Below are 19,319 nucleotides of genomic sequence, written 5' to 3' on the forward strand. Positions count from 1 at the left end.
CACCCGGCAAAGACTCATGCCCCACAGACATAGCACCACCGTCCGGATCCGCCAACGCCCGAGGCTCAGACCCGGCTGTGACAGTCTCAGCCCTTTCGGCGATGCCCAGATCCTCGACCGTACCGTTGTAATGATCGGGATCATGGTCGATTGCCCACCGCAAGCATCGGCGCGAGAGGCCCGGATGGGTGCCGGGCCTCTGGCGTTGGGTGTTTGTCGGGTATTCGGGTTTTAGGTTGTTAGTGGGTGGGGTTCGCCGGTGAGTGCGGTGAGTGCGCTGGCGATTTCGTGGATGCTGGCTCGGGTGTAGGTGGTGGATGCCCAGATCCTCGACCGTACCGTTGTAACGATGGGGATCATGGTCGATTTGCCCACCACAAGTATCGGTGGGAGAGGCCCGGATGGTGCCGGGCCTCTTGCGTTGGGTGGCTGTCGGGTGTTCGGGTTTTAGGTTGTTAGTGGGTGGGTTTCGCCGGTGAGTGTGGCGAGTGCGCTGGCGATTTCGTGGATGCCGGCTCGGGTGTAGGTGGTGGTGGTTGCGGAGTCGCCGTTGTTGTTGCGCTGTGCACGTGAACACGGTGACTTTGTTTCCCTAGTGACCGGTTGGTCGTTTGGCGAAGCTGATCGCGTCGAGCCTGGAGGGGGGTTGCTGGCTGGGTACGGTGCGGGTAGTACGGCGCGTCCAGCACTGGCGAGTGCTGTTGCCGCCCGGGCCGCCGGGTGTGGTTTGCGTCGCGGTGGCTGTCATCCACGTGCTTGACCAGGGCGGTTTCCCGGGCTCGAAGGAGCCTGCGTACGTGGGCGTCCTGTATTAATGATCTTTTATTTATAGGTTGATCTGTTTTCAGGGTTGTGGTTGCGGGGTGGGATGATCGTGAGGTGTCGAAGCCTTCGCGGGAGTCGGGCGAGCAGGCCCGTGATGGTAATCGTGTTGCTGCCAGAAGGGATTTCGATGCGTTGCGTGAGCGCCGGATGCGGGCGGCGGAGATGTTCGACCAGGGCAGACGGCAGTCCGGGGTGGCCGCCGAATTGGGGGTGTCGGCGCAGGCTGTGTCGAAGTGGCACCGGGCGTGGTCGGCCGGTGAACGAGAGGCGATGGCGGGCGCCGGCCGTGCCGGGCGGATGCGCAAGCTCTCCGATGAGCGACTGGCCGAGGTCGAGACCGAGTTGATGAAAGGCCCGCGTGCCAACGGGTTCGCTACGGAGATGTGGACTCTCGCGCGGGTGGCCGAGGTGATCGACCGCGTGACCGGTGTCCGATACTCGGTCACGCAGACCGGGACGATTTTGCGTGACGGGCTGGGCTGGAGCCGCCAGCGCCCGGCACGGAAAGCCGCCGAACGCGATGACGAGGCGATCGAGGAATAGGTCAAAGTCGAGTGGCCACGGATAAAAAAGGGGCCCGACGCCGGAAATCCTGGATTTGCTTCCAGGACGAAAGCGGATTCTCCCTCCTCCCGGCAGTAAGAGCGACCTGGGCGCCACGAGGCCGGACCCCGGTCCCGCGGCACCGCTTCGGCTGGACCCGCATGTCGATGTCCGCCGCCCTGCTCTACCGGCCCGACGGCAGCCAAGCGTCCCTGGTGTTCCAAACCAAACCCGGCAGCTACAACACCGAATCGCTGATCGAGTTCCTCACCGACCCGCACGACCAACTCGACGGCGACCCGGTCACCTTGATCTGGGACGGCCTGTCCGCCCACCGCTCCAAAGACATGAAAGCCTGGCTGGCCACCCAGCGACACTGGCTCCGAGTCGAGCGACTGCCCGCCTACGCGCCCGAACTCAACCCCGTCGAACAGGTATGGGGCAACATCAAAGCAACCGAGCTCGCCAACCTCTGCCCCGAGGCCATCGACGAAGCCGACACCGCCGCACGCGCAGGCCTGAACCGTATCGGCAGCAGCTAACAGCTCAGCTTCGCCTTCCTCGACCACACAGGTTCTCCACCTATAACCAAGATCAATCAACTAGGCGAAAGATCAATAGTGCTGTCGGATTGTGCGGCGATAAGCAAGCAATCCGACCAACGTGAACCCAGCGAGGGCCAGAGCAACGATCAGCAGGCGGCGCATGAGAGCAACTCCTTCCGTGTGGCGACCAGAATCGAGGGATGGGACAAGAACCCGCCTTGTACATCAAGCAGTGACCTCCGCCGGCGGGACGCGCCGCTGTTCCACCGATCCACCACCTCTTGATCGATCGAGGCGGAACGCTGCGGGACCACCATTTCGGGCGCTGTCCACCGCCCTGGGCGGGGGAGGGTGGGAGCTGTCCAGGGGCACGGCGAGGATGGAACGGCACAGCAGAATCTTCGCCTTCGAGGAGCCTAAACTGGGCAAGAAGATCACGCATGCTGACGCATTGTCCACACCCTGTGGAGAACCGAGGCGAATGCGGGCGATCGCCGACCGAGTCGTTGTGTCCCGCGGTGGAGCCCGCGGCGCGTTCGAAGTGTTACGTTACGCGCGCTCCGACGCGGCGATAGCGGTGCACGCCGGCCAGCGTGGCCACTGCGATGAACCCAAGGATCAGCAGGACGCGCCACATCACGACTCATCCAATGCGCCGTGGCTTGGAATGCCCGCGGGGAGATCCAGTGCAGCAACGCTGGCCCCGATGCGCTTGCCGAGCCACCGCGACGGGTGATGCCCGGCGAGGTCGGGACCACCCGCTGGGCAGCGAGTAGTCGGAGTTTGGAGGATGTGGGCTTCACTGACGACGCGGTCGGCGAGTTCGCCCGCTGCGGGGCCTGCTCTCGTTCATCCAGGGTCGCTGGTTGTGATCGAGCCGAGTTCGGAAGAAACGGCCGATACGGTCGTCGAAGGCGGCCGTGCAGAACAGCGACGTGTCGGTGACCCAAACTTTCTTGCCATGTGGAGACGTCACCGCGGTGCCGGGCCCGGCGGATCCCTTACACCCTTCGTCGCATCGATCCGCGCGCTCCATGCGCGAGGAGCTCGGCGCCAGGATGGGGGGTCGGCGGATGGCGGTGGCCGTTGCCAGGTCGCAGCATCTTTGAGCGCTCCTCGGGGCGCTCTCGGAGCGGAGGGGCTTGGGTGATGCAGGCGGATCTGGTGCTTGAGGACGGCGGGGTCAAGGGGATTGTTACGGTGGGCGCCGTACTCGGGCTGCTGGAGCGCGGCTACGCGTTCCAGGGATCGCCGGTACTTCGGTCAGGGCGATGGTGGCGGCGCTGGTGACTGCCGGAGCCGACACCAGGCAGCTCCGCGGCGTCATGGGTGGCTCGAACTCTCCCGGGTACCGGATCGGATGCCACCGCACCTGCCGTTGATCAGTGAACCGCGCCCTGCTCACCCGCAACGGCGCCTACGCGGGCGACACCATCCCGGTTGTGTAGCGCGTGGCGTGCACACTCGCCGGAGGCTGAAGCCGGTCGGCAGCGTGAACGTGTGAGTGAATAACTCAGCTCATGCTAATTGAATCAAGCTCGTTCGTGTTACAACGTGACTACGTGCTGTTACGCAAATCAGTGCTTCTAGGTATCTTTCTGTGTAGTTCTATCGTCCCTTTGCGGTTTTCTGGGGGAGATGCTGGTCACTCGTTGTGTCCGAACCTCGAACTTGGGCACGCGAGTCGGTAGCACCCACCCCGAGGGGGCGAGCCAACGTGTTCGACGAATCTGATCACCCGCTGCGGCTGGGTGCCCAACTCGCCGTTGACCTGGGACTGGCTGCCGCGTTCACGGTTGGCGGAGCAGCGCTGCGCCTGGTGGCCTCCGGCTTGAACCCCTTACGGGAGCCGGAGCACTCGCTCGGGCGTAGCCAGCTGTTGTCGAAGGGGGGTGCGAAGCGATCGCCGGTCACGGCGGAAGACGGGGCGGAGCTCCACGTCGAAGTCGACGGAGACCTGGATGCTCCGGTCACCGTGGTGCTCTGCCACGGGTTCGCGTTGAATCAGGATAGCTGGTCCGCCCAGCGTGCTGAGCTGGGGCGGCATGCACGCCTGGTGCTGTGGGATCAGCGTGGGCACGGTCGTTCGCAGCGAGGCTTGGTGCAGCAGCTGTCCATCGATCAGCTCAGCCGGGACCTGTTCGCTGTGCTGGAGCAGGTCGTGCCTACCGGACCGGTCGTGCTCGTCGGCCATTCGATGGGTGGGATGACGGTGATGGCGCTGGCCGGCCAGCACCCGGAGCTGTTCGGCAGCCGCGTGAGGGGCGTAGCGCTGCTGGCCACGTCGGGTGGCCCGATCAGCGCGGACCTCGGGCTACCGCCCTATGCGGCTCGGGCGCTGCAGTGGGCTGCCCCGGGCGCCTTCGTCGCGATGAGTCGCCTGCTGGATCCCGGCTGGGGGGCACGGGACGTGGTGCGGTGGCTGACCCGCCGATACGCCTTCGCCCCGGGTGCGTCTGAAGAGCTTGTAGTGTTCCTCGCCGAGATGATCCAGGCGACGCCGTTCGAGGTGCTGGCCGGGTTGTTCCCGGACTTCCGCCTGCACCACAGCGCTGGCCTTGGTGTGCTGCAACGGGTCAAGACCCTGGTGATGGCGGGTGAACGTGATCAGATCACGCCCCCCAGCGACGGGCTTGACCTTCTGCGCGCGGTGCCCAACGCCGACTTGGTCGTCGTGCCGGATGCAGGGCACGGCCTGATCCTCGAACGTCCGGAACTGGTCAACGCCCACCTCAGCGACCTGATCAAGGACGTGACGACGGTGCCGTCGCTCATGGGTGCGGATGCGGGTTAGCACAATCACTCCATCGTGGACAATCACTCCAGCACACGTCCCCCACGTGGCCGGAAGCCAAGAAACACCGCGAGGGTCGGTGCGATTCCGGTGAGGATGACGACCAGCAGCAGGATCAGGGCAACGTAGTCGACGGGTTGCTGGTGGCGCACGCCTGCGGGATCAGGAGCCGTCGGCTGGCGAGGACGACGCCGCCGATGACGAGCACGGCGGCGATGCCGCTGGTGATGGCCGAGAACCAGTGGTAGACGGGTTTCGGGGATGCCCAGCGCGTGGGTCGCCGACCCGGGCATGAGGATGCCGATGACGTGGCCGGTGATCGTGGCGAACGCGCTGTAGTGGAACAGCGGTGATCGCCACCTGGGCAGGCGGCGGTCCTGCATGTGCGTGGATCGGCTGGTCCAGTCGAACTGCTCGTAGCGCCATCGCCAGACGTGTCCGACGACGAAGATGGCCAGAGCGAGGTAGGGAAACCCGGCCCACTAGAACAGTTCGGCGGGGCGAATGGTTCCAGGCCGACTTCTTTGGCAGGGGGCCCTTTTCGCATGCCTGTCGCACGAGGATCCAGTCCCTGCGACGAGGTTTGGGCAGCTGGGCGCAGACCGCGTCGACCACGTCGGTGTACGGGGTTCCGGACTCATGCAACCCGCGGCGAATCAGCGCCTCGGCGCGTTGCCGGCGCAGCAGTTCCCGGCCTCGTGGGCAGAGCGGCCATCGGTCCCGATGCACACTCGACGGTCGCCCTGCACGCCATCGACGAGACCGCGCCGCGCGGTGGAGCGCGCAGCGGCCCGGTCGCCAGCGACACCTCGGTCGACTTGATCATCACGCTTACGGCAGCCCTTTCGGCGATGCCCAGATCCTCGACCGTACCGTTGTAACGATGGGGATCATGGTCGATTTGCCCACCACAAGTATCGGTGGGAGAGGCCCGGATGGTGCCGGGCCTCTGGCGTTGGGTGTTTGTCGGGTATTCGGGTTTTAGGTTGTTAGTGGGTGGGGTTCGCCGGTGAGTGCGGTGAGTGCGCTGGCGATTTCGTGGATGCTGGCTCGGGTGTAGGTGGTGGTTGCGGAGTCGCCGTTGTTGTTGGTGTGGCCGGCGAAGGCCCGGGCCACGGCGTAGCCGAAGTTACGTTCGACCCAGGTCAGCGTGGTGTGGCGAAGCCAGTGGATGCTGATCTGCTGGGTGGCGACCCAGGGGAGATGGTTGCCGAGTCGGGTAAAGAGGTGGTCGTAGCGTCGGGTGGTGATGGGGTCTCCGTTGGTGTAGCGGAGGAGTTGTCCGCCTGATGCGGCTGCGCCGCGTTGTTCGGTGTGGTCGCGGAGGTGGGTCATGAGGGTGGGGGAGACGGGCTGCCAGCGGACGGTGCCTCCTTTTTCGTGGAGCAGGATCAGGCATTGGTCGGGGTCGAGGTCTCGGGGTGTGAGGGCGAGTGCTCCTCCCCGGCGGCAGGCTGTTTCGGTGTGTAGCCGGAGGATGAGGGTGTCCAGTACGGGGTCGTTGCCGGTGGTGGCGGCGACGTGGTTGATTTCCTCCAGCCGGGAGTCCGGCAGGCCACGGCGTGTGCTGGGCAGGCGGCGTGGTTTGGGTGCTTTCTTCGCGGGGTTGTCGGCCTCGCTGATCACACCGTCGTCGACGGCGTGGTTGTAGAGGCAGCGCAAGGCGGCGATGAGGTGTTCGGCGGCGCCGCGTCCGCCGCGGGCGTTGCGGCGGACGACCACCTGGCTGCGGATCTTCTCGGCGAGCTGCTTGATCTCCAGCGGTGTCGGTTCGTTCAGTCGCCGGTCGCCCCATTCGGTCGCTACGCGTTTCCAGTAGGTGCTGTACACGCGTCGGGTTCCGGTGCTGACGGCGTCGGAGACCTGGGGGATGTATTCGGTGAAGGTCGGAGCGGGTGGTCGCGTGGATGGGGTGTTGACGAGGTCGTCGGGGCAGACGCCGAGGCGGGCGAGTAGTACCCGGGCCGCTTCGATTTCCTCTGGGCCGGCTCCGGGTGTGATCGTGTTCTCGGTCATGCGGGTTCGCCGCCCCACACCGTGGTGTGCTGCTGCGCGAGGGCCTCGTCTACAGCGGGTAGTGGGTCGACCAGCAGCATGTCCTGGCGTGGGTCGGCGACCAGCAGGACCGAATCGGCTGTGCGGATGCCGCGCATCGGCAGCTCGCGGTGCCGGGCGATGACCGGCAGAGGCACAGGTCTTGACAATTGACAATTCCTCGCCGATTCCAATTACCACGGAGTTCGGTGCTGTGCCTGAGGGGAACAAGGTGATTATGCAGTGAGTCCGCAATACTGACGTCGACAGCCTTCGGCCAACTTGGCACACCTTGAAGAGCGTTCGGCACCGGGCTTCGACCCGACCCTGCAGGTTTGGCAACCGCGGGCTCACACGTTGGTGATGCGGAGCCCTGAATGTGCTTTGTATCGGCGATTGATGGCGATCAGGTTCGCGGTGAGCGCCTCAACTTGCTGGGCGTTGCGCAGTCGCCCGCCGTACACGCCCCGGATGCCCGGTACGGCGTGGGCGAGCGCGCGGACGAGGTCGGTGGCCTCACGGTCGTCGCCAAGCACCAGCACGTCGGTGTCCAGCTCGGTAATCGACAGGTCCGTGAGGTGCACGGCCGATACGTGGTGGAACGCGGCGGTCACCCGTGACTCTGGCAGGAGTTTTTCCGCTTGTTGCGCCGCGCTTCCCTCGACGACGGGCAGGGCGAACGGTCCCTGCTTGTCGAAGCCGAGTGGGTTTACGCAGTCGATGACGACCTTGCCGGTGAGCTGGTCACGTAGCGAGGTCAGCAGGTCGCCGTGTCCCTCACATGGCACGGCGACGAGCACGACGTCCGCGTTAGTGGCCGCGCCCTGGTTGTCCATGCCGGTCGCGTTGCCCCCGAGATCGGTGGCTGCTGCCTTGGCACGTTCGGCACTCCGCGAGCCGATGATCACCTTGATGCCAGCCTTGGCCCAGCGCAGGGCGAGCCCTTTGCCCTGCGGGCCAGTGCCGCCAAGTACCCCAACGGTCAGGCCAGTCAGGTCGGTCAATGTTCCTCCTCGGTTAGACCGCATGTTTGGAGATCACCTTGTGCGTTTCCGCGTTCGTGGCTGGATGGTGCAGGTGGCGGCCGAACGCCGACAGTGGACTTTCCAAGGCCCAGTTCGGCGGCCATGCTGAGATCTTCCTCGGTATCCACATCGCAGCGCAGCGACGCCAGCGACCGGCCGACCTGCACCGCGCCGGTGATCGCGTGCGCGTTGGCGGAGCGCGGGCCGAAACGAGGGTTGAGTTGCTCGCCAGGCGCGGCTAGTAACAGCGTCGTTCCGGTGGCCGGCCGGTCCGCGCAGTACGCGCGTCGGCCGCCGGCTTCCTCAATGGCTGCGGCCAGTTCGGTGGGGCGCAGCGCGGTCAGGTCGGCCTGGAGCGCGCCCACCGTGCCATCTGGTGTGCGCAGATACGCCGCGCCGAACGTCAATGCGGCGTTCAAATCGGGCAAGCCCCGTTGGTCGGTGTATTCGACGCCGGTGCCAGTCAGCGCCGCCGAAACCCGCTCGTCGTCGCAAACCACGAGGACCCGCCGAACGCCGTCGGCTTGGATGGCGGCTGTCACGGTGTCTAGTAGCAAGGCGAGCACGAGGTCGGCGTGCTCGTCGGCTGGCACGACGCCGCGCAGCCGGGACTTTGCCCGGTCCAGCTTCTTGATTGGGACGACCAGGTCCACGTTGTGCTCTATCCGGCTCATCGGTTCGGAGTTCTCGTGAGTGCCGGTTCACCGCTGGCCAACGGAAGCAGGTGCGGGCGCCAAACGCCGTCGTGCGCGCGGCCTGTCGCTATGCGTTCTGCGAGGACTTCGCCGTATGTGGTGGTGCGCTGGCGGGCTGGGCGGCCAGCGGCGTGTGCGAGGGCTTCGAGGTCGGCGATCGTTTTGTAGCTGCCATTGTCCGATCCGGCCATGCGGCTGATGGTTTCTTCCATCAGCGTTCCCCCGAGGTCGTTCGCGCCACCGCGGAGCACATCGATCACGCCGGGATCACCGAGTTTCACCCAGGACGTCTGGATGTTGTTGATGCGGCCGTGCAGCAGTAACCGCGCGAGCGCGTGCACCGCCCGGTTTTCGAGGTGTGTGGGGCCTGGGCGGGCGATACCGGCGAGGTAGAGCGGAGCGTTGGTGTGCACGAACGGCAGGAGCACGAATTCCGTGAAGCCACCGGTCTGTGCCTGAAGGTCCCGGATCAGCTTGATGTGGGCGACCCAGTGCGAGGGCTTGTCCACGTGCCCGTACATCATTGTCGAGGTCGTGGGGATGTCCAGTTCGCGGGCCGTGGTCACAACTTCGATCCAGGACGCCGTCGGGAGTTTGCCCTTGGTGAGCACCCACCGCACGTCATCGTCGAGGATCTCCGCCGCCGTGCCCGGCATCGAGTCCACCCCGGCTTCGCGTGCCGCTGCCAGCCACTCGCGGATGGACAAATTCGTGCGGGACGCGCCGTTGACGACCTCCATCGGGGAGAACGCGTGGACGTGCAGGCCGGGTGCGTGCTTTTTGACCTCCGCCGCGATGTCGAAGTACGCCGTGCCTGGGAGGTCGGGGTGGATGCCACCCTGCATGCAGACCTCGGTCGCGCCGACCTCCCACGCCTGCACCGCTCGCTGCCCGACCTGTTCAAGCGACAGTGTGTACGCGTCGCTGTCGGTGCGGCGCTGGGCGAACGCGCAGAATCGGCAGCCTGTGTAGCACACGTTGGTGAAGTTGATATTCCTGGTAACAACGTAGGTCACGTCATCGCCGACCGCATCCTGCCGCACGTCATCTGCGAGTGAGGCCAGCGCCGAGATCTCAGGGCCGTCGTTGGCGGACAACAACATCAGACTGTCCTCATCGGACAGATTCCCGGGGTTGGCCTCGGCAGCGGACAGTGCTGCGGAAAATTTCCGGCGAAGCCCTCCACCGGGCATGGATGAGGTCCTGGACGGTATCGGGGCGACCTGGGACCGCAGCACTTCCCAGTCGCCGTACACAGAGTCGAAGTCTTCACGGCGATCCGATGCGCGGCCCTCGGTGTCGATTGAGTCGTGCAGATCCGTGCGCCCGGACGAGACCAGTGCGACCTCCGGCTCCTGCCACGGCCGTCCGGCAGGCAGGCTTCCCGGTGCGGCCAGACCCGTAGCCGGGTCGGCAAGCGCCGTGACATGCCCAGCGATCCGTGGATCCAGCCACGGTTCCCCGCGTAGCACGTATTCCGGGTAGATCGGCAGCCGCTCGGCCAGCGTGAACCCCGCCGCTGCGGTGTGCTCGGCCAGGGTCTCTTCCTGCGGCCATGGCCGTTCGGGGTTCACGTGGTCGAGCGTCAGCGGTGACACCCCGCCCCAGTCGTCGATGCCCGCGCGCAGGAGCAGCTCGTATTCCCCGGCGATCAGGTTCGGCGGGGCTTGGATGCGCATCTTCGGGCCAAGGACGAGGCGAGCGACGGCCACCGTCGCGGCCAGTTCCTCCGCCTCGAGGTCCGGCATACGGCGCATCGCGGTGTCCGGCTTGGCACGGAAGTTCTGCACGATCACTTCCTGGATACCGCCGTACTGCCGGGCCACCTTGCGGATGGCGAACAACGAGTCCACGCGTTCCGCCAAGGTTTCGCCGATGCCGAGCAGAATCCCCGTAGTGAACGGGACGTTGGAACGTCCGGCATCCTCCAGCACGCGCAGCCGGACGGCCGGTTCCTTGTCCGGCGACCCGTAGTGCGGCCCACCCGGCTCCGCCCACAAGCGGGTCGCGGTGGTCTCCAGCATCATTCCCATGGATGCCGAGACCGGCTTGAGTCGCTGGAAGTCCTGCCAGGTCAGCACGCCCGGGTTGAGGTGCGGCAGCACCCCGGTTTCCTCCAGGACCTTGATCGACATGGCACGGACGTAGGAAAGGGTGTCGGAATAGCCCGCCTCGTCGAGCCACTCACGCGCGGCGCTCCATCGATCCTCGGGCCGGTCTCCGAGGGTGAACAGAACCTCCGTGCAGCCCAGCTCGGCGCCTCGGCGAACGACGTCCAGCACCTCGTCCTCGTTGAGGAACGGCGCCGGGACCCGCCCCGGCACAGTGGCGAACGTGCAGTAGTGGCACCGATCCCGGCACAGCTTGGTCAGCGGAACGAACACGCTGCGCGAGAACGTGATCACGCCGGGTCGCCCAGCCGCAGCCAGCCCCGCATCGCGGACGCGCGAAGCCGCGGCGAACAGCTGATCGAGTTGGTCACCGCGGGCGTGCAGCAGCGTCTCGGCTTCAACGGGATCGAGTGCGACACCGTCCTGTGCACGTCGTAAGGCACGGCGGATCGCCGACTCGCTCGGCACGAATTCCTTGAGGTGCCTAGAACTCATGCCGAACTCCTTGCCGATCTTGTTTGACTGGACGACCGCCGGTGCCGAACGCATCGAATCGGCCGGAGGCCGCCTTGCTCGCCGAGTAGGATGTGGGCTGTCGGTATCACGGGATCAGGACGCTCACTGTTCCGGCCACGCACGCCGGTTTGTCTCCGCCCTCGCGTTCGATCGTTACCCTGGACGTTGGCTTGGTAACCACCACTGCTGCTGGGCGTAGGTGACAGCAGCTTGACCGCAGCACGTACTCGACGTGGATCCACTGGCGGTCGTTAGTGGCCTCGGCGAAGGTGTCGATCTGCTGCTGGGCGATGGTGTGCCAGCCGGAGTACCCGACGTGGGTGCCAAGCACTTGGGTCAGTTCTTCAATGCAGCGGAAGACCTTCATGTCTTCGGTCCGCCGGCGACGTAGAGCACCTGGCCGGACACGAAGCCGGCGCCCTCGCTGACGAAGAACGACACGGCGTGCGCGATGTCCTCCGGGGTGCCAGTGCGTGCCACTGGGATTTGTGCTGCCGCTGTGTTTTTGAACTCCTCGAACGGCACGCCGATCCGCTCTGCGGTGGCCTTGGTCATCTCGGTCTCGATAAAGCCGGGGGCAATGGCGTTCGCGGTGACTCCGAACTTGCCCAGCTCGATTGCGAGGGTCTTGGTGAAGCCCTGTAGCCCGGCCTTGGCCGCCGCGTAGTTGGCCTGGCCCCGGTTGCCCAGCGCCGAGGTGCTGGACAGGTTCACGATCCGGCCCCAGCCCGCCTTGGTCATGTAGCCCTGCACCGCGCGGGACATCAGGAACGAGCCCCGCAGGTGCACATTCATCACGGCGTCCCAGTCGCCGGCGCTCATCTTGAACAGCAGGTTGTCACGCAGGATGCCGGCGTTGTTGACCAGCACGGTGGGAGTGCCGAGCTCTTCGGCGATCCGGTTTACCGTGGCCTGCACTGACTGATCGTCGGAGACGTCGGCGCCTACACCCAGGGCTCGTCCGCCAGTGGCCTCGATCTCTTCGACGACGGGCTTGCATGCCGGCTCGTCCAGGTCGACAACGGCCACGGCGAAGCCGTCAGCGGCCAGCCGCTTGGCGACGCCAGCCCCGATGCCGCGCGCCGCGCCAGAGACAACGGCGATACGGGGTACGGTCATATGAGTTAGCTCCTTGTCAGTTGTGGGTTAATGCTGTGGGGCGCTAGCACTGCGGCCACACACGTCGGCGGTGCGGGGAGCGACTGCGGGCTCTCACTGGAGGCAGGGTTATGCCTCGCAGGTGGAGGGCCACGACCAGACGGGCGGGCGCTTCTCCAAGGTCGCTCGGGCCGCTTCGGCAGCGTCGGGGTGTGCCGCCAGTCGCAGCGTGTAGACCTGTTCGGCGGCATAACCCGGTTTGACGTGATGTTTCTCGGCCTCGTTCAGTGCCTGCTTGGCCAGTCGCAGACCAAGCGGGCTGTGTCCGGCGATCTGGGCGGCTAACTCGCGGGCCTCGGCCAGGAGTTGATCGGGTTGGCAGACACGTTGAACCAGCCCGAGACGGTAGGCGTCGTCAGCGCTGAGTGGATCGCCGGTGAAGTACATCAGCCGCAACTGTCCTTGGGGGAGAATTCGCATCAGGTGGCTGCCGCCGCCACAGCGGCCCGCCTTGATCTCCGGAAGGCCGATCTTGGCGTCGTCATCGGCGAGGCGGATGTCGCAGCACGCCGCGAGGACGGCTCCAGCACCTAGAGCCGCGCCGCTGACGGCGGCGATGGTCGGTAGTGTGCAATCGAGGATGGCCTCGTAGCACGTGCGGGCCAGTCGCTGACGCCGTTCGGGTCCGGTCTCGGCGGCGCTATGCGACTCCGGGGGCTGTTTGAGGTCCGCCCCGGCCGAGTAAATCCGCCCAGCGGAGCGCAGGATGACGGCATGGACGTCGGTGCGGCTGGAAAGTTCGCGGAAGGCGACCGTGATGGCCTCATAGGTCTCAGCGGCGATCGCGTTCACGGGTGGGCGGTTGATGATGACCTCGGCGACCTTGTCCGTCGTTTCCACGGTGACCGCTTGGTTCATTGTGGGACTCCTTTCTGTGTTCGGGTTGGCCTATCCGGACCCCGCGTCGGCAGGTCGAGGCCGTAAACGGTGCGCGCCGTTGTGTAGAACAGCGCATCGCGCTCGGAGGTCGAGAGGTCGGCGGTGATGCGTTTGTAGATGTTCCAGACCGTGACGTAGTCGCAGAGGTAGGCGTCGACGGGGAAGTTGCTCTCGAACATGCACCGGTGTGGCCCGAAGGATTCGATGCAGAAGCGGATCTCGGGGCCCCAGTAGGCTGCGAGCCAGGTCGACGACCACCTGCGGTCCGTCATGAAGGGCTCGATGACGGGTGGGATGCCGATGCCGCCGATCTTGAGGTAGACGTTCTCCAGCGTGGCGAGGCGCCGGAGGGACTGTCGCCACCGTTGCAGGACACTGTCGCGGCGCCCGCGGTAGACGACCCCGCCTGCCAGTGGGCTGCCGAGATGGTCGACCACGATCAGCAGGCTGGGGTTGGACTGGGCCAGCCGGATCACGTCCTCGAGCTGATGGAAATATACCCAGACCTCGAAAATGAGTTGGCGACGTGATAATTGAGCCACGGCACACTGGGTGGCAGGGGCCTGGAGCAGACCTTTGTGAGTCGCGCTCGGGACATCAGGGCTGGGGTCCCAGGTCGCGCGGCACCGGATTCCCCGGAACGTGTCTCCGGCGCTGCCGTGGTGGGCGTCGAGGACCTCCCCGATACGGTCGCCGAGCTGAGGGTCGGCGTATCCGACGATGCCGGTGAGTTCACACCGGCCGGGTCGGCGTTGCGCGATCACCCATTCCGTCTCTCCGACCGGTCGCAGGGCCTCGGGCCCGGTCCGGCGGTAGTTGGACGAGCACTCGACATAGACCGTGCCCACGACGTTGTGACCTGCGGTCGTGTCGGTGAGCAGTTCGTCGATGAGATAGTGCTCCTGTGGGAGGTAGTTGACCACAGGATGTGACCACAGGTGGTGGTGTGGGTCGATGATCGGCAGTGCCGGTTCCCGCGCTGTTTCAGCGTGTGTGGGGCTGGGATCGGTGGTCATGGCGTTCCTCTAGCCGTTGGGCGCGAAAGCCCGCACGGCGTCGAACTGGCGTGCCCAGGACGTCCCGTAGGCGGGTGTAGCGGCGATCTGGTTGACGCCGGCTGCGGCTAACTCGGGCAGGCGGCGGGTGACCTCGTCTGGGGTGCCCGCTAATGCGAATGAATCGACGACTTCATCTGGAACCTGCTTGGAATGTTCGGGCTTGGCCACCAGGTGGCCGTAGTAGCTGCCTTCGTACTCCGACGCGAATGTGCGCAGGTGCTCGATTGCCGGGACGACCCGTGCAGGAAGCTCCATCGGAAGCCACCGCATCACCATCCGCGCCACTGGGCCGCGAACACGGTCCCGTGCCTGGGCCGGGTCCTCGGCTATAGCGAGTTGGGCCCACAGCACGACGTCGATGTCCGCGAGTGTCCGGCCGGCTTGCTCGGCTCCCTCGCGGACGTAACCCAGGGCCTCGGTGATGCACTCCGAAGCCGTGCCGACCAGCAGGATGACTCCGTCTGCGATGCGACCGGCCAGCCGCAGCGCCGCTGGACCGGACGCAGCGACGTAAACGGGAATTCTCAGCGGCCGGTCGGTGAGGTAGGCCAGACGGTATTCCGTTCCGGTGGTGTCCTCGACAACCGATCTGCCTTGGGTGAGGTCGCCGAAAGCTTTGACGCTGGCCTCCAACGTTTTCAGCGAAACGGGTTTGCGGCCGATAGTGCCCAGTGCCGTGAAGCCGGTCCCGATACCGACCGCGGCACGGCCGCCTGACAACTCCGCCACGGTCGCCCACATCGACGCGAAGACTGCCGGGTGCCGGGTGACCGTGTTTGTGACGCCGGTGCCGATCACTACATTTTTCGTGCCGACCGCGGTTGCGCCCATCAACGAGGTGACCTCGCGCCAGTTGTTCTGTGAGTCGCCGAACCACACGTTGGAGTACCCGGGTGTGTCTGCGGCCTGTGCAAGCTCGACGACCTCGGAAGCGTTGGTGTTCGGGTAAATGACAAGGCCGCGCCGAGGGAGTGTCCCGGGTGTCGTGTTTGCGGATGTTCGGTTTTCTTCCGACACGGTGGCCACTCCTTGTGCGTGGGGGATCAGCGACTAGGGCGGACGACCGGCTCAGGCTTCCTGGAGCTGTCGGCCAGTGGTCTCTCGTAAACTGACTGCGGCGGCGAGCGTGAGTACCGCCATGATGATCACGAACCAGGCGGGGGACATTGTGTTCCCGGTGTGAGCGACCAGCCAGGTCGCTGCGAAGGGGGCACTACCTCCGGCTACCGCTGCGGCGACGTTGTAACCCAGACTCAGCCCGGAGCTGCGAACGACGGTCGGGAACTGTTCGGCGATGGTCACAAGCAGGACTGACTGTGCGGCCGCATGCGGCACGGCGATCACGACGTGGGAGAGGATTGCCAAACCAACTGTATGGGAGTTCATCACCATGAGCGCCGGAATGATGAGGGCGCACATCGCGATCCCACTGACAATGAGCATCGGTTTGCGCCCCGTCCGGTCGGACAGCGTCGCGAACATCGGGGTCGCCACGCAGGCCGCCAGGAGAGCGACGGTGGAGGACCAGAACCCGACCCTGGCGTCGAAGCCAGCGACCTTGGTCAGATAGGTCGGCATGTAGATGTAGATCAGGTAGTAACCCGCCATCGGAAACAGCGTCAAGCATGTGGCTACGAGGATTGTCCGGCGGTGCTCTCGTACGGCCGTAAGTAGGGGAGCGTTCGCCACGCTGCCCTGCTCCGCGAGCCCAGTGAACTGCGGCGACTCCTCCAATCGTCGGCGAATCCAGAACCCGATGAGTCCGATGGGCAAGCTGATCAGGAATGGGATGCGCCATCCCCAGGTGTTCATCTCCGCTGCGGGCAGCACAGAGCTGAGTCCAACGATGAGAACCGATGCGATCAGCGCGCCGAAAAGTGCCCCGCCGGAGATGCCGCTGGCGTAGAATGCTCGGCGCTTCGCAGGGGCGCTCTCCGCTGCGTACACGCCGGCGCCGCTGGTCTCGCCTCCCGCCGAAAGGCCCTGAGCCACGCGGGCGAGCAGCAGCAGAATGGGCGCTGCGAGCCCGATTTCGGGGTATGTGGGCAGGACGCCGATGACGGCGGTGCTGCCGGTCATCAGGAGGATTGTCGCAGTCAGGACGCGTCGGCGCCCCAAAGTGTCGCCGAGGTGACCGAAGACCATACCGCCGATCGGGCGGAGAACGAACGCGACCCCGAAGATCGCGAAGGTGGACAGCAGCGCAGCGAGCGGATCATCGGAATGGAAAAAGTGGGTGGATAGGCTGACTGAGAGCAGGCCGTAGACGGTGAAGTCGTAGTACTCGACCGCCGTGCCTGCGGCGGAGCCCAACGCCACGCGCCGTGCTTGAGCCGCCGTGAGCCCGGCAGGGGGGACAATGCCACCGGCGTCCGATTCTCGTAGAGTCACTGTGTCGTCCTTGCGTCGTTGGAAGTTCGAACGCGATGCGCAACGCACGCGGCTTTGCGCGTCAGAGCATCATTTACTTGCGAAGGCTCCCATTCCGCGTGCGCTTTTTCGTGCAGACGGCAGGCACCGTGGATGACGTTCTGACGTGAGACCCGCGGATTTCCTCCGGGGCGGTTCGATGTTTTTGTGCGTGTGCCGACTGGCTTGTGCCGTGAGGCGTATCGAATATGTGCGGTGTTCGATTAGCTAAGGCTATGACCTCGGACACTGTCCGTCCAACACCAAAATCGCATATGGTTGATACGCCTGCGCTACATAGTGCCCGCTGCTTGATGGACCTGACAGGACGGTCCCGCGCTTTTGCCCGCAACGCTCGGGAGCTGTTCTGCGAGTCGCCGAAACACATGTTGGAGTAGCCGAGCACGCCGCCCGACCGGGCGCGTTCCACTACCTGTGGCGCAGGGACGTTCGGGTAGACGACGAGCCCGCGGCGAGGTACCGCTGGGGATGTCGTGACCCCGTGGTGAGATCACCGGACACTGGTCACTCCTCGTTCAACGATGGCGGAACGGGGATCCGGACCGGCGATCGCGCGACGCTACCTCGGTAGGCCGAGCATGCGCTCACCGATGATGTTGCGCTGCACTTGCGAGGTGCCGGCGTAGATCGACTCGGCCCGGGAACGCAGCCATTCGGTGAGCCAGAAGTCCAGATCACCACCGGTTTCGACCGCCACTTCGTGCCCGAGGTCCATGAGACGCTGGTGTGTCGTGCTCCACCACAGTTTGGTGACGGAGGGAAGGACGCCGACAGACTCGCCCGCCGCAGCGAGAGACGTGATCTTGTACGAGGAATCGCGGATTCCGGTGAGGTCGGCGGCCAGCATGCCGAGCTCGACCTCCCACACTCGCCGACGCTCTCCCCTGTACTGGCGCACCATCGCGGCGATCGCAGTCAACTGCTCGGCGTAGGCGCGATAACGGCTCAGCTGGCCGTATGACCGCTCAGCACCCATGGTGGTCATCGCGACCTTCCAGCCGTCGTGCAGTCCGCCGACGACATGGCGGCGCTCGACCCGAACCTGATCGAAGAACAGTTCGTTGAACTCCGCGTCCCCGGTCAACCGCCGCAACGGCCGGATGGTCACCCCGGGCTGCTGCATATCGAAGAGGACGAATGCCAGGTTGTGATGGCGTGGGGCATCTCGGCTGGATCGCACCAGGGCGAAACACCATTGGGCCTCGTGTGCCTGTGTGGTCCAGATCTTGGCTCCGCTGAGACGGAAATGGTCGCCCGCATCGTCCAAACGCGACTGTACGTTCGCCAGGTCGGAGCCTGCCTCGGGCTCGGAGAAGCCCTGACACCACACGATGTCCGCACGCCGGGTCCGTGGCAGGAACTCGGCGAGCTGCTCGAGACTACCGTGCGCGATCAGGGCGGGGGCGAGCAGGTCGGCTCCGAAGCGTGACGGGGCGAGCGAGCGGGGGATGCCTACGCGGGCGCACTCCTCGTCAAGAATCGACGCATATACCGGCCCGGCGCCGCCGCCACCGAATTCTGCGGGCCATGTGTAGCCGATATAGCCTGCCGCTCCCAGCTTCCGGTCCGCGGCGAGCCGGTCGGCGAAACTGGGTTCGGTGGGCAGGTTGGGCGTGATGTTGTCGGCCAGCCAGGACCGGACCGTGGTGCGGAACCCGGCTTCCTCAGGGGTTTCGTCCAGATTCACCGAGGTGCTCCTTCCCTGAGCAGCTGTCCAGCCAGGAACAGTGCGTGATCCTCGGGCGCCCCGAAGCGGTACTTGGCCGCTTGCGCACTTTTCAGGAATAGGTGGGCTGAGTGTTCCCAGGTCATGGCGATGCCTCCGAAGACTTGAACGGCCGTCCGCACGGCGAGGTCGGCTGCTCGCTTCGCCTGAAGATGCGCGGTGATGGTGTTCACGGTGTCAGGCCGCAGAGCCGCGTAGATGACGGCGTTCCAGGCGATCTCGAGTGCGACGGCGGAGTCGGCCAGCAGATGCTTGACGCTTTGGAACCGGCCGATCAAGCTGCCGAACTGCTGCCGCTGGCCCGCGTACTCGACCGCATCCTCCCATGCCTGTTCACCGAGACCGACCAGCGTGGCGGCGTGAACGGCGCGGGCAGTGCGCAGCAGCTCATCGTGGTCGGTCGTCGCGTTCACCGGAATCGTCTCGGGTGCGGAGGCCGGCCGGACGGTGCCGACGCCGAGCGCGAGACGTGCCGTCGGCACCCAGTCCCAGGCGCCTGACGGCCATCGGCCGATGTCCCCCGAATCCTCCACGACTACGGCGGCGAGGCCCGGCTCGACGCCGAAACACCACGGGGTCGCCGCCGATGCCGAACCGTACAGCGACGCTCGCCGGCCGTCGGCGACGAGGAACCCGGGCACGAAATGGTCGGGGTCTCGTTCACCGGTGAGGCCGGGTAGGAGGACTGCATTGGCGACGAATCCTTCTCCAGCCAGTACTTTCCCCGCCTCACGGCCGATCCCGCACACCATCGGTAGCGGCAGGTGCTCGGTGCCGTCGTCCTGGGGTAGGCCGGCGTGCAGCCAGCCGTCCGCCGCGACTGCACGCCATGCGTCGTCGGTGGGGCTGGGGTCGAGCAGGCGTTGCCGGGGAAGCCATTTCCGGAAAGCCAGCGAGGCCTGGTCGAGCAGGCCACGCTCGTCCGCGTCGAACCGGAAGTCCATTGTCACCTCGATGATGTGCTGTGTGATGTGCGCTGA

General features: G+C 65.6%; 17 protein-coding genes and 1 pseudogene. 4 read left to right on the forward strand and 14 right to left on the reverse strand.

The genetic code is table 11. The features are described from left to right. Positions 1-879: 879 nt before the first annotated feature. The 4 genes from SSPN_RS0137695 to SSPN_RS0137715 all read left to right on the forward strand — a co-directional run bounded on the left by SSPN_RS0137695 (position 880) and on the right by SSPN_RS0137715 (position 4,707). Complete coding sequence (locus SSPN_RS0137695) at positions 880-1,368, forward strand: winged helix-turn-helix domain-containing protein (RefSeq protein WP_029535454.1); 489 nt, start codon at positions 880-882, stop codon at positions 1,366-1,368. Positions 1,369-1,379: 11 nt separating this feature from the next. After that, entirely contained in the window at positions 1,380-1,910 is a 531-nt protein-coding gene (locus SSPN_RS47910) for an IS630 family transposase (protein ID WP_143539548.1), read from the forward strand. A gap of 1,149 nt (positions 1,911-3,059) precedes the next feature. Continuing rightward, positions 3,060-3,203, forward strand: a complete 144-nt coding sequence (locus tag SSPN_RS56065; RefSeq protein ID WP_187764591.1) for a hypothetical protein — start codon at positions 3,060-3,062, stop codon at positions 3,201-3,203. Positions 3,204-3,630: 427 nt separating this feature from the next. Beyond that, on the forward strand, positions 3,631-4,707 hold the full coding sequence (locus SSPN_RS0137715; protein WP_010315220.1) for an alpha/beta hydrolase: 1,077 nt from the start codon (positions 3,631-3,633) through the stop codon (positions 4,705-4,707). Between the two features lie 23 nt (positions 4,708-4,730). On the opposite strand, the pseudogene SSPN_RS53165 reads toward SSPN_RS0137715, so the two are convergent. From SSPN_RS53165 to SSPN_RS49725, 14 genes and pseudogenes are all read right to left on the reverse strand, one after another. After that, positions 4,731-5,177 (reverse strand): annotated as a pseudogene (locus tag SSPN_RS53165) (respiratory nitrate reductase subunit gamma); the annotation flags it as partial. A 511-nt stretch (positions 5,178-5,688) separates the two neighbouring features. Further along, on the reverse strand, positions 5,689-6,723 hold the full coding sequence (locus tag SSPN_RS0137735; protein WP_010315226.1) for a tyrosine-type recombinase/integrase: 1,035 nt from the start codon (positions 6,721-6,723) through the stop codon (positions 5,689-5,691). Then, positions 6,720-6,911 carry a hypothetical protein gene (locus tag SSPN_RS47915; RefSeq protein ID WP_148272113.1) on the reverse strand — a complete coding sequence of 64 codons (192 nt, stop codon included), beginning with the start codon at positions 6,909-6,911 and terminating at the stop codon, positions 6,720-6,722. The genes SSPN_RS0137735 and SSPN_RS47915 overlap by 4 nt, the downstream gene beginning before the upstream one ends. A 180-nt stretch (positions 6,912-7,091) precedes the next feature. Next, positions 7,092-7,745, reverse strand: coding sequence for an NADPH-dependent F420 reductase (npdG, locus tag SSPN_RS0137745; RefSeq protein WP_010315230.1), 654 nt, complete (start codon positions 7,743-7,745; stop codon positions 7,092-7,094). Continuing rightward, positions 7,742-8,440 carry a 2-phospho-L-lactate guanylyltransferase gene (cofC, locus tag SSPN_RS0137750; RefSeq protein ID WP_083822336.1) on the reverse strand — a complete coding sequence of 233 codons (699 nt, stop codon included), beginning with the start codon at positions 8,438-8,440 and terminating at the stop codon, positions 7,742-7,744. The genes npdG and cofC overlap by 4 nt, the downstream gene beginning before the upstream one ends. Continuing rightward, entirely contained in the window at positions 8,437-11,067 is a 2,631-nt protein-coding gene (locus SSPN_RS0137755) for a bifunctional FO biosynthesis protein CofGH (RefSeq protein WP_101377309.1), read from the reverse strand. Before SSPN_RS0137755 ends, cofC begins: the two co-directional genes overlap by 4 nt. 106 nt (positions 11,068-11,173) lie before the next feature. Further along, on the reverse strand, positions 11,174-11,455 hold the full coding sequence (locus SSPN_RS0137760; RefSeq protein ID WP_010315236.1) for a hotdog family protein: 282 nt from the start codon (positions 11,453-11,455) through the stop codon (positions 11,174-11,176). Continuing rightward, entirely contained in the window at positions 11,452-12,207 is a 756-nt protein-coding gene (gene fabG / locus SSPN_RS0137765; protein WP_010315239.1) for a 3-oxoacyl-ACP reductase FabG, read from the reverse strand. The genes SSPN_RS0137760 and fabG overlap by 4 nt, the downstream gene beginning before the upstream one ends. A 108-nt stretch (positions 12,208-12,315) precedes the next feature. Beyond that, entirely contained in the window at positions 12,316-13,104 is a 789-nt protein-coding gene (locus SSPN_RS0137770) for an enoyl-CoA hydratase-related protein (protein ID WP_010315241.1), read from the reverse strand. Further along, positions 13,101-14,141, reverse strand: coding sequence for an amidohydrolase family protein (locus SSPN_RS47920; RefSeq protein ID WP_010315243.1), 1,041 nt, complete (start codon positions 14,139-14,141; stop codon positions 13,101-13,103). Before SSPN_RS47920 ends, SSPN_RS0137770 begins: the two co-directional genes overlap by 4 nt. A gap of 9 nt (positions 14,142-14,150) precedes the next feature. Then, positions 14,151-15,200 (reverse strand): LLM class flavin-dependent oxidoreductase, encoded by a 1,050-nt coding sequence (locus SSPN_RS47925; protein WP_010315246.1) that lies wholly within the window; start codon positions 15,198-15,200, stop codon positions 14,151-14,153. Positions 15,201-15,251: 51 nt separating this feature from the next. Continuing rightward, positions 15,252-16,502 carry an MFS transporter gene (locus tag SSPN_RS0137785; RefSeq protein WP_010315248.1) on the reverse strand — a complete coding sequence of 417 codons (1,251 nt, stop codon included), beginning with the start codon at positions 16,500-16,502 and terminating at the stop codon, positions 15,252-15,254. 670 nt (positions 16,503-17,172) lie between these two features. Then, on the reverse strand, positions 17,173-18,300 hold the full coding sequence (locus SSPN_RS0137790) for an acyl-CoA dehydrogenase family protein (RefSeq protein WP_010315250.1): 1,128 nt from the start codon (positions 18,298-18,300) through the stop codon (positions 17,173-17,175). Then, complete coding sequence (locus SSPN_RS49725; protein ID WP_010315252.1) at positions 18,297-19,283, reverse strand: acyl-CoA dehydrogenase family protein; 987 nt, start codon at positions 19,281-19,283, stop codon at positions 18,297-18,299. Before SSPN_RS49725 ends, SSPN_RS0137790 begins: the two co-directional genes overlap by 4 nt. Positions 19,284-19,319: the final 36 nt, after the last annotated feature.

Origin of the sequence: Saccharopolyspora spinosa NRRL 18395 (assembly GCF_000194155.1) — a bacterium.
Lineage (GTDB): Bacteria > Actinomycetota > Actinomycetes > Mycobacteriales > Pseudonocardiaceae > Saccharopolyspora > Saccharopolyspora spinosa.

Bases quoted from the DNA above. Each gene is read 5' to 3' on its own strand.
- fabG (WP_010315239.1), bottom strand. From the start codon at position 12,207: ATGACCGTACCCCGTATCGCCGTTGTCTCTGGCGCGGCGCGCGGCATC.
- cofC (WP_083822336.1), bottom strand. From the start codon at position 8,440: ATGAGCCGGATAGAGCACAACGTGGACCTGGTCGTCCCAATCAAGAAG.
- SSPN_RS0137760 (WP_010315236.1), bottom strand. From the start codon at position 11,455: ATGAAGGTCTTCCGCTGCATTGAAGAACTGACCCAAGTGCTTGGCACC.
- SSPN_RS0137735 (WP_010315226.1), bottom strand. From the start codon at position 6,723: ATGACCGAGAACACGATCACACCCGGAGCCGGCCCAGAGGAAATCGAA.
- SSPN_RS0137755 (WP_101377309.1), bottom strand. From the start codon at position 11,067: ATGAGTTCTAGGCACCTCAAGGAATTCGTGCCGAGCGAGTCGGCGATC.
- SSPN_RS49725 (WP_010315252.1), bottom strand. From the start codon at position 19,283: ATGGACTTCCGGTTCGACGCGGACGAGCGTGGCCTGCTCGACCAGGCC.
- SSPN_RS47920 (WP_010315243.1), bottom strand. From the start codon at position 14,141: ATGACCACCGATCCCAGCCCCACACACGCTGAAACAGCGCGGGAACCG.
- SSPN_RS0137770 (WP_010315241.1), bottom strand. From the start codon at position 13,104: ATGAACCAAGCGGTCACCGTGGAAACGACGGACAAGGTCGCCGAGGTC.